Below are 16,854 nucleotides of genomic sequence, written 5' to 3' on the forward strand. Positions count from 1 at the left end.
ATGGCAACTGATAATAACTATATCAAGTATCAAAACAAAAGTGTAAGAATCATAGGCAAACCTGCTAAAGGTGAAAATGTATCTGTATATGTCAGACCTGGTGATTTAGTAGATTTTAAAATACCTGGATTAAATCTAGAAGATTTAGACTATCAACTAGTTGGTGGTGATATTGTAATTGATATACCAGGAGAAGGTACTTTTACTTTTGTATCAATGGCTTTAATGGGCTATAATGATACGCCTCCAAGATTTCTAAGCAGTTCAGGAAAAGAGTTATCATTAAGTGATATCCTTTCAAATATTGAAGAGATTAATGCTTTACCTATTGATTCACTTGTTTCTAGTGTTGATGTAAATATTCCTGATAATACTGCCAAAAAAACAGAAGAAGGTGATGCAACAGAAAATAATCCACAATCTACTCCACAAATAATAATCCAACAAGTTGAAGATGTAAGTGAAAATGATTTTATCTCTGAATTAGAAGCTGAAGATGATTTTGAAATTCCACCTGAAGATGCACCTGAAGTTATTGAAAATGATTATACAAGTTTTGAAGATAATTCCTCTTCAAATAGTTCTAGTAACGACAAAGAAGAAGAATCTGTAACTGAAGGAAGTAAACCAACATTAACTTTTGATATAGATATTCAACATATTGAATCATCAACATCAAACTCATTTGAAGGTACAACTAGAGTATTTACTGTTGAAGGTGGAGGAGGTATTAGTTATGCAAATTATTATCCTGCTACAGAAGAAACAGTAACAAATCTTAATATTCCAGAAATGTTAAAGCAAACTGATTCTGAAACTTTAGATTATAGAAATATAAATAATACTTTAGCTGATAAAGTTGTAATAAATGCTGACAGTAGTGATTATTTTGATTCAGATACAATATCTAGAACAATCGAATTAACTCCAAATAGTCCAGAGGGATATGAGATTCAAGAGATAGTAATATCATCAAACAATTTTCCAGATGATTTTGTTATAGAAAATGCTACAAGAAGTGGAAATAACTGGATACTAACAAGAGATGATCCTGAAACAGATGCTATAGAAGGTTTTACAGTAAATACTTCAGGAAATATTGAGTTTAATTTTTCTGTTAGTAGTTTACAAAATGATGATTTTTCTTTTACTGTTGAGGCAACTACAATTTTTGATATAGAAAATATACCAGAAGATAAAAGAGAAGGTTTTGAGGTTCCTGTTGATACAGAGTTGACATATGACAATGAATATGGGATTAATTTCAGAGAAATAGCTAATACAAATCAATCTTCTGAATATATGTTTGAACCATTTGCTAATTCAAACGGTAAAGTTATAACCTCAGGTTTTGTTGTAACAACAAATCTTAACGATAATATTATTTATGGATCAGAAACCCTAGTTAATACAATAAATGGTGGATTATCAAATGATACAATCACAACAGGGGTAAATGATGATACCATTTATGGTAATTCAGGAAATGACACAATTACAGCCGGCTTGGGTGATGATGTAGTTGATGGTGGAGCTGATAATGATACTTTAGATTATTCATCAATAGACAATGATAATAATATAGGAATAGATGGAAACTTAACTACGGGTGTTGTTACTGGTAATGGAACAGATACTGTATCAAATATAGAAAATATAATAGGTACTCAAGATAATGATATTTTAACTGGTAATGATGTTGTAAATATTCTTAAAGGTGAAAATGGAGCAGATACACTTTTTGGATTAGAAGGAAATGACACTTTAGAAGGTGGAACTGGAAATGACACTTTAGAAGGTGGATTAGGTGATGATTTACTAAAAGGTGGAGCAGGAAAAGACACGGTAAGTTATGCCAATGCTACAAGTTCCAATAACAATGGAGTTACTGTACGATTAGAAGCAGATGAAAATAATCCAGGATTAGGAAGTGCAACAGGAATAGATGGGATTGATACACTTTGGAATTTTGAAAATATTACTGGATCAAATTATGATGATACCTTAATTGGAAATAGTTCAAACAATACTCTTTTAGGTCTTGATGGAGATGATTCTATAATTGGAGATACAGGAGATGATTATATAGATGGGGGAGATGGTATTGATACTGTTGATTTCTCAAATGTGTCGACTGGAAGCGGAGAAGTTGTAAATCTTTATCTAAATGAAGCTTCAGGTGGAGATGGTGTAGATGATATTTATAATGTAGAAAATATTATAGGTACAAAATATATTGATACTATAACTGGCGATGATGAAGATAATATACTTGATGGTTATAGAGGTGATGATATTCTAATTGGTGATTTAGGTGATGATACACTAATTGGAGGCTCAGGAAATGATACTTTAAGCGGTGGTTTAGGTGACGATATTATTACTGGTTCGGAAGGTATAGATACTGTAGATTATAGTGATATTACAACTGGGGGAGTAAGAGTAAATTTAGGAATTCAAACTTCTCAAGATACTAAAAACGCTGGAAATGATACTATAAGTGAAGTTGAAAATTTAATAGGAACATCTTATAGCGATACAATTTGGGGATCAACAGGTGATAATAGTATTGAAACAAGAAATGGTGATGATACTATATATTCTTCAACAGGTAGAGATGTAATAAATGGTGGAAGTGGAGAAGACCTTTTAAGTTTTGAAACTAGTACAAATAAAATTATAGTAGATTTATCTGTTTCATCTGAACAGTCAACTGGTAATGGCGAATTAACTATAAGTAATATTGAAGATTTAAGAGGTAGTAACCAGTCTGATACCTTATTGGGTAATTCAAGTAGCAATGAAATTTACGGTTTAGATGGTGATGATACAATTTATGGAAAAGAGGGTGCCGATTCTTTATATGGTGGTTTAGGTGATGACACTATAAGTGGTGGTCTTGGAAATGATATAATTGACGGTGGTATAAATAGTTCATTAGGAGATACTGTTGATTATTCAAGTGCAGTGGGTGCCGTTAGATTAACATTAGCTAATACTGGTTTGGATGCAATTGCAAACATAGGTAGTGAGTCAGATATTGTAAGGAATATAGAAAATATAATTGGTTCAAATTATAATGACACTCTAGGTGGAAATGCAGACAATAACTCTATTTCTAGTGGATCTGGAGATGATACTTTATTGGCAAGTGATGGTAATGATGACTTTGTAGGTGGAATAGGAAGTGATACAGTTGATTATAGTAGTAGAACTGCTAGTATTGATGTAACTTTAAATGAAAGTGCACCATCAAATGTTGTAAATGGTGCTTATACAGATACTGTTTATCAAGTTGAAAATATTACTGGTTCACAAAATGATGATAAAATTGTAGGAGATGGTCAAACAAATATCCTTAGAGGTCAAGAGGGTGATGATACTATCTCAGGTGGGAAAGGTAATGATTATCTTGATGGTGGAGAAAATGGTGAAACAGCAGGTGATACTGTTGATTATTCATATATAGACAGTGTTATAACTGATACATTGGGTGTAAGAGTTGATTTATCAACAAATACAGGGATAGATTTAAATACAAACGATAGAGATTTTCTTACAAATTTTGAAAATGTAGTAGGTACAAAACATTCAGATACACTTTATGGTAATAGCGACGATAATATACTTGATGCTGGCTTTGGTAATGATATATTAAAAGGTGGAGCAGGTGATGATACTTTCTTGGGTGGAGATGGTATTGATAGTGTTGATTATAGTGATGTTACACAAGATTTAAATGTTGATTTAAATTCTTTAACTCCAAGAGAAGTTGCAGTTGGTCAAGGTACAGACACTTATAATTCTATAGAAGGAGTTATTGGTGGAAGTGGAGATGACACTTTAATAGGAACTAATGGTGCAAATAGTATTGTTGGTGGAAGTGGAGATGATACTTTAATAAGTCAAGGTGTAACAGATACTACAAATGGAGATACAGATTATCTTGATGGTGGTGCAAATACATCTTCTGGAGACTGGGTAAGTTTTGGGTTTACAACAAATAATATATCATTAGACTTATCAAATACATCAACTCAAAATACAGGTGTTGGAAAATTAGTTATTTCAAATGTAGAAAATGTTGCTGGTGGTTTTGGTGATGATATATTAAATGGTAATGATGAAGACAATACTTTACAAGGTGGATTTGGAAATGATACTCTTATAGGTAATGGTGGAAATGATGTATTAGATGGTGGTAAAGACTCAGATTCTCACAGAGTTACAATTTCAAATACCGGATTAACATTTACTTTAGTTGTTGGAACTTTAATTTTTACAACAACAGCAGCAGCTGAAGATACAATGCTTGATGATATAATCTCTCAGTTTAATGCAGCAAATACCGATGGAAGTTTAGGAACTATAATAAAAGATGGTAATGAATTATTGATTCAAACTTCACAAACAGTAAATGTAACAAATGGAACAGATACTGCTTCAACTTTTGAAGATGTGGTTGATTATTCAACCTTAAATTTAGAATCAATTGATGTTGATTTAACAAAATCTACTCAACAAGTAAATATTTCAGATGGCTCAACAGATACTTTAATAGATATTGAGAGAATTAAAGGTTCAAATCAAGATGATAATATTAGTGGTGATGCAAATAATAATATCTTTGAAGGTGGTTTAGGAAACGATACTTTAATTGGTTTAGCAGGTGATGATACACTTCTTGGTGGTGCTGGCGATGATATTATAAATGGTGGTATAGGTTCTGATATTATGGATGGAGGTATAGGAAATGATACTTTCATATCTTCAATCAATGATGGTATTGATTCTATAAATGGTGGAAGTGGAAGCGATACTGTAGATTATAGTACTGAAACAGGAGCTATAAATGTAACTTTAGATGGTTTAAATACATCAACTGTTTATATAGATACTGTTGCAAATGATAAAATTGAAAATATTGAAAATATTATATCAGGTAGTGCAGATGATACTTTAGTAGGTGATTCGAATGATAATACATTTATAGCAAATGCTGGAAATGATACATTAAGTGGTGGTACAGGTGATGACTACTTAGATGGTGGAAATGAAGCAGATACTACTTCAGGTGATGACTGGGTAGATTATTCTAATGCTACTGGTACAGGTGTTACAGTTGACTTAAATAAAACTTCAGCTCAAACAATTTCAGTTACAGAGGGTGATGACACTATTGTAAACATTGAACATATTAAGGGTTCAGATTTAGGTGATACTTTAATTGGTAATGATGAAGATAATACTTTAGATGGTGGACTTGGTGATGATACTTTAAAGGGTAATGCTGGTGATGATTCTTTTATAGGTGGTAGTGGTACAGATACTGTTGACTATAGTGATGTTACTGAAGATTTAAATGTTGATTTAGGAACTTTAACTGGAACTCAAAAAGTAGCTGATGGTCAAGGGTTTGATAGTTTTGATTCAATTGAAGGTGTTATTGGAGGAAGTGGAGATGATACTTTAAAAGGTACTACTTCAAAAAATGTTTTAGGTGGATCTGCTGGAGATGACACTTTAATAGGTTTTGGTGGAGATGATACAATTGATGGAGGAGCAGGGAATGATACAATTGATTTTTCTTATACTTCAAATAATATTGTATTAGATTTATCAAATAGTTCTGTTCAAACAACTACAGAAGGTAATTTATTAGTAACAGATGTTGAAAATATACAAGGTGGATCTGGAGATGATACCTTAACCGGTAGCACTTCTCAAAATACTCTTCTTGGTGGAGATGGTAACGATACATTAATTGCTAATGCTAATAATAATGTTTTAAATGGTGAAGGTGGAACAGATACTGCTGATTATTCAAATATTTCAACAGGAGTTGGAATTAAAGCTGATTTAGATACTGGTTTAGCAGATCAAGTTGAATATAATTTATCTTTAGTTGATACTTTAATTGATATAGAAAATATTAAAGGTACAAAAAACAGTGATGAAATTATAGGTGATACTTCAGATAATGTAGTTAATCTTTTTGAAGGTATGGCTTCAGGGGATACTATTTCTGGTGGATCTGGAAATGATACAATTTATGGTAATAATATTAGCAATGATATTTCAGGTGGTATTGATGGAGATGATACATTATCTGGAGGAACTGGTGATGATTCTATTTATGGACAAGGTGGAGATGATACTTTAATTGGAAATGATGGCGATGATATTTTAGATGGTGGAATAGGAAGTGATACTGTTGATTATAGTTATTTAGATACAAGTTCAGTTGGAATAGATGTCGATTTCGTAAATAATACAGCAACGGATGGTACATATACTGATACCTTAATAAATATTGAAAATGCCACAGGTACAATAAATGATGACTCTTTTATTATGAAAGAGGGTACAACAGCTAATACGATAGATGGGAAAGCTGGAACTGATTTAATTGATTATTCAAATTATTCTACATCTATTAATGTGGATTTAAGTCTTGCAACAGCCCAAGCAATAGCTACAAGTGATAATGATACTATTTTAAATGTAGAAAATCTAATAGCAACAACACTAGATGATACAATTACAGGTTCTTCTTTAAATAATAGTATTGATGGAAATGAAGGAAATGATACTTTCTTCTCAAGTGCCGGAAATGATATTTTAAATGGTGGTATTGATGCCTTATCTGATGATATTGATATTGCAGATTATTCAAATTTAAATCAAAGAATTGTAGTAACAAATGGTAATAGTGTAGATAAAAATGATGGTTCAACAGATACCTTGATTGATATTGAAGAGATTCAAGGAACTGATTATTTAGACACCATGACAGGTTCATCTTCTACTGACATTTTTAAAGGTGGAGCTTCGAGTGATACTTTATATGGTGAAGATGGGGAAGATACACTTTATGGTGAAGATGGAGATGATGTACTTGTAGGTGGTCTAGGAAATGATGAATTAAGGGGTGGAAATAACTTAACTACAGGTGATACCGTAGATTATAGTAGTAGAAATGAAGGTGTAAATTTAATTTTAAATTCTGGTACAGGAACTGCATATATTGATACATTAAATGATGGTCTACAAGGTACTTCTACTGGTGAAGAGGAAGACAATCTTTATGGTATTGAAAATATTATAGGTTCATCTGTTAATGATATTATTGTAGGTGATGCAAATAAAAATACTATAAGTGGAAATAGCGGTAATGATAGTATCGATGGTGGAGCTGGTAATGATGAACTTTTAGGTGGTGCAGGAGATGACACAATCACTGGTTCAGCGGGGAATGATAATATTTTAGGTGAAACTGGTGATGATACCTTTATAGATACTGATTTTATAGGTGACACAATAGATGGTGGAGATAATACTTCTGTTGGTGATACAATGGATTACCATAATTTATCAGAGAGTATTCAAGTTAATTTAAATGATTCTAATACAAGTTCAGTTTTTGTACAAGTTGGTTCTGATACTGCAAATCATAGAATAGAAAATATTGAAAATATTATTGGAACAGATGAATTAGATATTATTCATGGTAATAGTTCAGATAATTCATTTGAAGGAAGAAATGGAAATGATATTTTAGATGGTGAATCAGGAGATGACATTTTAAGTGGTGGAAATGATAATGATACACTACTTGGAGGAGAAGGAGATGATACACTACAAGGTGATGCTGGAGACGATGTCTTAAAAGGTGGAGCAGGAAATGATGTCTTAGAGGGTGGTGCTGGAAATGATACTGCTGATTTCTCAGATGCTACAGCAGGGATAAATGTAGATTTAGCTGCAACTGGAAGCACTCCTGTAAATATTGGTGCAGGATTAGGTTCTGATACATTTGATTCAATTGAGGGTGTTATTGGTGGAGATTTTGATGATATATTAAAAGGAACCTCTTCTCAAAATACACTTATTGGTGGAGCAGGAAATGATACTTTATATGGTTTAGGTTCAAACAGTGGAGCTGATTATTTAGATGGAGGAGAGGGAGATGAAGACTTTGTAAGTTTTAATTATACCTCACCTGTAGATATAAATGTAGATTTAAGTAAGGAAACTGCACAAGATACAGATGGTGTAAATGGTGATGACCTAATTATAAAAAATATAGAAAATGTTGAAGGTGGTGGAGGAAAAGACACTATTACTGGAAACTCTTCTGATAATACAATTTCAACTTTAGCTGGTGATGATACTATATTTGTTAGTGGTGGAGATGATTATATAGATGGTGGAAATGGCAATGAAACCTTAGGAGACACTGTTGATTATACTACAGCAAATGGAATAACTGTAACAATACAAAATGATGATTCTATAGAGGTTATAAAATCAAATGGTACAGATACTTTAGTAAATATTGAAAATTTAGTTGCTTCTAATGGAGATGATGTATTAAATGGTAATGATAGCAAAAATGTATTATATGGTGGAGCTGGAGATGACACTTTCGATGGTAAAGATGGAGATGACTCATTATATGGTGAATCTGGAAATGACACCTTTGTTGGTGGATTAGGTAATGACCATATTGATGGTGGAGCTGATATTGATACTGTTGATTATAGTAATAGAGCAGATGGTATAGATTTAACTTTAGTAAATAAAGCTGGAACAGCTTATATTGATACTTTCGATGATGGAATAAAAGTTCATACCTCAGGTGAAGAAGAAGACACTTTAACAAATATTGAAAATGTAATAGGTTCACAAGACCATGATTATATTGAAGGTGATATTTATTCAAATATTATAAAAGGTGAAGCTGGAGATGATACTTTAAAAGGTGGAGCGGGTGATGATACCATTGAAGGTGGAATTGGATCTGATACTATTGAAGGTGGAGCTGGTGCAGATACTTTATATGGGCAAGAAGGAAATGATAGTTTTGTTCAAAATTCCGGTGAGACAAATGGAGATGTAATCTATGGTGGTAGTGAAGCTGATACTAGCAGGGGAAGCGATACCGTTGATTACTCTTCAAGTAACCAAGGGATTATTGTAAATCTAAATGGTACAGGTTTATCAAGTGTAACGATTGGGTCAAGTATAAATGATCACTACTTATCAAATATTGAAAATATCATTGGTACAACAGCAAATGATACAATTGAAGGTGATAGTGTAGATAATATTTTAAATGGTTTTGATGGTATAGATACAATATCTTATGCAAATACAAGTTCATCTGTAATAGTAAATCTTGGAGCTGATATTAATAGTGATATTAACTTTGATTCAAATTCAAATTTAATTAGTGCTTCAAGTGGACAAAGTGCTACTTCGGGTACAGATACATTAACAGCTTTTGAAAATATTGTAGGTTCAGCACATGCAGATACTTTAATTGGTGATTCAGGTACAAATACAATTGATGGTGGTGTAGGTGATGATTTACTTTTAGGTGGAGCAGGAAGTGATAGTTTTATAGGAGGTGTTGGAAATGATACAGTTTCTTATGCCCTAGAAAGTTCAGTTGATGCTTCATTAAGAGATGGTACAGGTTTAGTTGGAACTGATACTGACCAGTTTACAGATATTGAAAATATTATAGGTACAACTGGAAATGACACTATAGAGGGTGATGAAAATAATAATACTTTAATAGGTGGTGCAGGAACAGATACCTTATCTTATGCAGGTGCTACCTCTTCTGATAATACAGGTGTCACAGTTGACTTATCCTTAAATACGGTGGTAACTATAAATGATGGTACAGATGTAATTAGTGGTTTTGAAAATTTAATCGGTTCAACAAAAAATGATATTTTAACTGGTGATTCAGGCATTAATACTATAGATGCAGGAAATGGCGATGATACTTTAAAAGGTGGAGCTGGTGCAGATATTTTAAATGGTCAAAATGGTAATGATACTTTCATTATAGATGATACAAATATTGATAATGCAAATGATCAAATAGATGGTGGGGCAAATACAGATACTATTGATTATAGTGCAATTAACTCTTCATACCATATAAATGTAAATTTATCAGTTCCAACTGCTGAGGTTTTAAATGGTGCAGTTACTTTAGATAGTGATACTTTAACTAGTATAGAAAATGTAATAGGTAGTTCAAACGATGATACAATCACAGGCGATGCTCAAAATAATAAACTAGAAGGTTTAGATGGAGATGACATAATAGATGGTGGAGCAGGTGAAGATTCACTATTAGGTGGAGCAGGAGATGATTTATTTATTCAAAGAGATGGTGAGACTACAAATGATGTAATAAATGGGGGAATAAATAATCTTGGAGGAGATACAGTTGATTATTCAAATGTAAACGCAAATATATCTGTAAATCTTCTAGATGGTGTTGCTTCAACAGTAAACCTATCAAGTAGTGCTGACCATACTATTCAAAATATAGAAAATATAACAGGTTCATCTTTAAATGACACTCTTGTAGGAAATAGTTCAGTAAATACACTTTTAGGTGGAGCAGGTGATGATACTATAGATGGTGGAGCGGGTGAAGATTATTTAGATGGTGGAACATCAACAGCCGTTGGAAATACTTTAACCTATGATAGTTCAACTCACTCTGTAAGAGTTGATTTAAGTACAAATAGTGCAATTACTGATTTAGATGGTGATGGGTTTAGTTATGATGGAAGTGGTACTAATACTGATGTTGATGATGAACAAGATACTATTTATAATTTTAAAACTGCAAAAGGTTCAGATTACGATGATATCTTAATTGCAGGAGATACAGGAAATACACTTTTAGGAAGTGGTGGAAATGACACTTTAATAAGTGGTGCTTCAGATGACTACCTTGATGGTGGAGAAAATAGCGATACCTTTATTCTTGGAAATAATGAGGCTTTAAATGGTTCAGATACTATTTTAGGTGGTACAGGAAAAGATACAGCTGATTATAGTGGTATTACTGATTCTTCTAGAAGCATAAGTGTTGAATTAGAGGCTTCAGAAGTTAAAACAGTAACAATTAATGGTGCTGCGAATGATACTCTTCAAGATGTTGAAAATGTTATTGGTGGAGCAGGAAATGATTCTATTATTGGTGATGGTAATGTTAATACTTTAGTAGGTGGTAGTGGTGATGATTTCCTTGATGGAGCCGATGGAAAAGATTTATTATCTGGAGGAGCAGGTAATGATAGTATTTTAGGTGGAGATAAAGAGGATACTATTTATGGTGATGCTGGAAATGATATTTTAAATGGTGAAGAGGGAGCAGATTCACTTTATGGTGGAGATGGTGATGATACATTATCTGGTGGATTAGGAATTGACTACCTAGATGGTGGAGCAGAAGGTCCAGTTGGAGATAGTGTTGATTTTTCAGCAGAATCTGGAAAACTTGATGTTAATTTTAGAAATGTAGATGGAAATGGGTATTCACAAGCATATTTAGACAATGTAGGTGATGATTATTTAAAAGACATTGAGAATATTAGAGGTACAAATCAAGATGATTATATTGGAGGTAATGCTTCAAATAATACAATTATAACTCTAAATGGAAATGATACAATTGTTGGTGATGGTGGAAATGATTATTTAGCTGGTGGAGAAGGTGATGATATCTTTAAAGCTGGTATAGATGTAAATGGAGATAAAACTTTAGAAGATGCCGATGATGGAGCGGATTTCATAGATGGTGGTTCTTTATCTGAAACAAATGGAGATACAATTGATTATAGTGCAATATCTCAATCTATAAATGTAACATTAAATGGTTCAAATGATGCTACAGTTATTGTAGGTGATTTGGATTCTAATAATACAGTTGGTGATTATAAAGATGATACTGTAAGAAATATAGAAAATGTTATTGGTTCAAGTGTTGATGATACAATTAGTGGAGATATTAATAATAACACTTTACAAGGAGCAGCAGGAGCTGATACTTTATATGGTGCAGGTGGAAATGATGTACTTGATGGTGGAGATGATATAGATACTACCGATTATACTCAAGCTTCTAGTTCAATTGTAGTTGATATGGGTGTAAGTGCTGGAGAAGTTACTAATGATGGTGATGGAGGTGTTGATAATTTAGTTGACATTGAGAGAGTTATTGGTTCAAATTTTGATGATTCAATGACAGGTGATGACTCTAATAATACTTTTATTGGTGCAGATGGGTATGACAAATTCTATGGAACAAAAGGTGATGATGTTTATTATTCTGGAAACTTAGATTCAAGTGGAACTCATATTTTAGATGGTGATTATAGTAAAGTTGATTACAGTAATGGGGAAACAGGAAAGATCTATGTAGATTTAAGTGATACAACATCTGATGGTACAAATAACTATGCAGAAGTTCTTAAATTAAATAGTGCAAATTCAAGTGATGTTGATTTTGCAAATGCTGATTACACAGATAGAGTGTATGATATTGTAAATATCACAGGTACAAATAGTAATGATACAATTATAGGAAATAGTGAGAATAACTATTTCAAAGGTGAAGGTGGAAATGATACTTTAGTAGGTAATGATGGTTCAGATATTCTTGAAGGTGGAGATGGACAAGATTTATTTATAGTAACGGGTGCCCAAGATGGTGTTGATATAATTAATGGTGAAGGTGATATTGATACTGTTGATTATAGTGCATTAGGTGTTGGAAATGAGATCACTATTACATTAAATGGTGCAGATACTTTAGCTAACTTATCAATAAATGGAACAGCAGATATTGATGAGATTCAAAATGTAGAAAATGTTATTGGTACCCAAGGAGCTGATACTGTTACAGGAAACAGTGATGCAAATACAATTTATGGACAAGCTGGAAATGACCAAATCAATGGAAATGCAGGAAATGATTCTTTATATGGTGAAGATGGAGATGATACTTTAAAAGGTGGATTTGGTGATGACTATATTAATGGTGGAGCTAATGGAAGTGAAGGTGACACAGTAGATTATTCTGATGCAACTTCTGGTGTTACTGTTAATATGTCAGGAAGTTCAGTTTCAGTAGGAGCAGGACTTGGTACAGATACTTTAGTAGATATAGAAAATGCTTTAGGTTCAGATTATGATGATACTTTTATAACAAATGAAAATGCAGATAATAAATTTTATGGTGGTAATAATGGAGCAGCAGGGGATACAGTAGATTATTCTTCTAGACTTACAGATGCAAATGATAAGATTGTTGCAGATTTAACTTCAGGAAATGTAGATATTTATAATGATGGAGCAGTTACTCCAAATGCAACAGATACCCTTTTTGATATAGAAAATGTTACAGGTTCATCGGGAAATGACACTATTTCTGGTGATGTAAATAATAATACAATTCTAGGTTTATCAGGTAATGACAATATATCAGGTAATGATGGTATTGATTATCTCGATGGGGGTACTGGATTAGATGACAGAGTTGATTACTCTTATAGTAATGAAGGTGTAACTGTAGATTTAGAAAATGATACAGGTTATATAAATGCAGGAGATAATGATACTTTAATAGGTTTTGAAAATGTAACAGGAACAACTGGAAATGATACTATTATTTTAAAATCAAATGCTGGATTATTAATTGGTGTTGAAAATGAAATTGATGGTAATAGTGGAGATAATGATACTGTAAGTTATGAAAACTACACAGATGATTTAACTATTGATATGACTGCTGGCGCTACTGCTACAGGTGATAATGATATTTTAACTAGTATAGAAAATGCAGTGGGTGGTACAGGTGATGATACATTTATCTCTGATACTTCAATCGATAATGAGTTTGATGGAAACACTGGTCAAGATACTGTAGATTATAGCTCTTCTACAAATACAGTTGCTGTTACATTAACTGGTTCAACAGCTGCAAATGTTACTTTAGGAAATGGTACAGTTGATAGTGTAAAAAATATAGAAAATGTTATTGGTGGAACAGCTAATGACACAATTGTAGGTGATACAAACAATAATACCTTAGAGGGAAATGCTGGACTAGATACACTTTCAGGTGGAGCTGGAAATGATTATTTAGATGGTGGTAGTGATGATGATTCTTTATATGGTCAAGGTGGATTAGATACTATTTATGGTGATGCTGGAAATGACTATATTGAGGGTGGAAGTGACAATGACTTAATTTATGGAGATGACCTAGCTAATAATGAATCAGGGAATGATACATTATTAGGTGAAAGTGGCGATGATACTATATATGGTGGCAAAGGTGATGATGTTTTAGATGGTGATGTTGGAAATGATACCCTTGAAGGTGGTGAAGGAAATGATACTTTAAGAGGTGGTCAAAACAACGATATCCTTAACGGTAACGATGGTATAGATACCGTAGATTATCAATATGCAAGTGGAAGTGTAACAGTTGATTTGGGTGATGATGGAACTACTTCTCAAAATATTGGTGCAGCAGAAGGTTTTGATAAATTAGTAAATATTGAAAATGTTATTGGTTCAAATTATGATGACACCTTTTATGGAGCAAATGATGTTGCAAATATATTTACAGGGGGAGTTTCAGAAGCTGGTGAAGTAAATGGTGATACAGTTGATTATAGTACAAGCTTAGATCAAAGTGCAGATAGTATTAATGTTGATTTATCAGTAAGCGGAACAGTTACAGTAACAGATGCCGATGGAAGTGGAGTTGCAGATACTTTAGTTGATATTGAAAATATAACAGGTTCAGCAGGTGATGATTATATTGGTGGAGATTCAGATAATAATACCTTAAAAGGTGAAGCTGGGAATGATACTCTAAGAGGTGATGCCGGAGATGATTATCTTGATGGTGGAACTGGTAGTGATACTGTAACTTATGCAGGTGAGAGTTTAAATGTTGTAGTTGATTTAGATAATGATGTTGCTACTGGTACAGGAATTGGTACAGATACTTTAATTGATATAGAAAATGTTATTGGTGGTGATGCTAATGATACTATTATCATGAAAGAGGGAGCAATTGCTAATGATATAAAAGGTGGTTTAGGTTCAGATACAATTTCCTATGAAAACTATACCGCATCAGGAGTTGATGTAAATTTAAGTACAACAGCTTCACAAACTGTAGCTACAGGAGATAATGATACCTTAGAAAGTATAGAAGATATTATAGGTTCAGATCTTGATGATACTTTTATTGGTTCTACTGATGATAATACAATAGATGGAAATGCTGGCTCTGACACATTTATTGCAGGAACAGATGTAAATAATGATGGAAATTTAGATGCTTGGAGTGATGATGGTGCAGATACTTATGATGGTGGAGCTGGAGTTAACGATTGGATAGATTATTCAGTAATTACCGGTGATGGCGTAAATGGAGCTAATGGTATTGAAGTAGCTTTAGATACTACAAATCCTACAACAGTTACTGTTCAAGGTCAAGCAGGTGTAGATACAATTGTAAATGTAGAACATATCTCAGGTACACAAGATTCAGATATTATCCAAGGGGATATGGCAAATAACTCTTTATTGGGAAATGCAGGAGCAGATCAAATAAATGGTGGAGCAGGTGCAGATAAAATCTATGGTGGTTCTGATGATGATACTTTATTAGGTGAATCTGGGAATGATACTCTTTATGGGGAAACAGGAGATGATACTCTAACAGGAGATGTTGGAGATGATATTATTTATGGTGGAGATGATACCACAGATTCTGGAAGTGATACGGTAGATTATACAAATGCTTTAGAGAGTTTAACTATTACCTTAGATACAAATTTAAATATAGATAATGAATTTGGAAATTATGATGCAGTTGGTACATCAGATGGGGCAAGTGGTGAACAAGGACAAGGTGATGACATACTTTATGGTATAGAAAACGTCATAGGTTCAAACTATGCATCAGATATTGTTTATGGAAGCCATTCTAATAATATAATTTCAACACTAGCTTCTGCAGATACGATTACTGGTTATAATGGAAATGACACTATAGATGCGGGAACTGGTGATGATTTAATCTATGCAAGTGCTACAAATGATGGGGCTGATACCATAGATGGTGGAGCTGGAAGTGATACTTTAGATTATCAAGTAATTACAGATGATATTACAGTTGATTTTGCAGCAGCAAATATAGATGCAAATTTAAGTGTAAATACAGGTGATACAGATCTAGTAAGAAATGTAGAAAATATTTTGTCTGGTAGTGGAGATGATAATATCTCAGGTAATAATGATTCAAATACTATAGTTGGTAATGCAGGGAATGACACAATATCTGGAGAAGCAGGAATCGATAAACTATATGGTGATGCAATTGATGGTACAGGAAGCGGAAATGATACAGTATCTTATGAATATACATCAAATGATGCCGAAATTAATCTTGATACAGAAACAGCATATATAAGTGTAACAGATAATGATATTATAAGTTCATTTGAAAATGTTATTGGTGGTAGTGGGAATGACACTATTACTGGTAACAGTTTAGCAAATATCCTTCAAGGTGGAGCTGGAGATGATACCTTTGCTGGTTTAGCTGGAGATGATACTATTTATGGTGGTACAACTTCAACTGATATTAGTACTCAAGATACTATTGATTATACTTCTCAAGGAAGAATTATTACAACTTTAGGGGAAGGTGCTAGTGTAAGTGTAGGTACAAGTGGAGAAACTGATACTATTTATGGAATTGAAAATGTTATTGGTTCCAATTCAGGTAATGACACAATTACTGGTGATGCAAATAATAATACAATTTTAGGACAAGCAGGTGATGATACCTTAAAAGGTGGAGCTGGAGCAGATAAACTTGATGGTGGAAGTGGAGATGATTTATTTATCATCGATACTGATGGTGATGCTACTGGTGATGAGATTATTGGTGGAGATAATTATGATACTGTTAGTTATTTAGGTTTATCAAGTGGAGTAACAGTTGAC

General features: G+C 32.9%; 1 protein-coding gene (cut by a window edge). It reads left to right on the forward strand.

All coding sequences use genetic code 11. The annotated features are described in order from the left end of the window. Positions 1–16,854 carry the 5' portion of a hypothetical protein gene (locus tag ACKU4C_RS05595; protein WP_321315167.1) on the forward strand. It continues 14,229 nt past the right edge of the window, so only the first 16,854 of its 31,083 coding nucleotides appear in the window; it begins with the start codon at positions 1–3; its stop codon lies off the right edge, out of view.

Source organism: Halarcobacter sp., assembly GCF_963676935.1.
Classification (GTDB): Bacteria; Campylobacterota; Campylobacteria; order Campylobacterales; family Arcobacteraceae; genus Halarcobacter.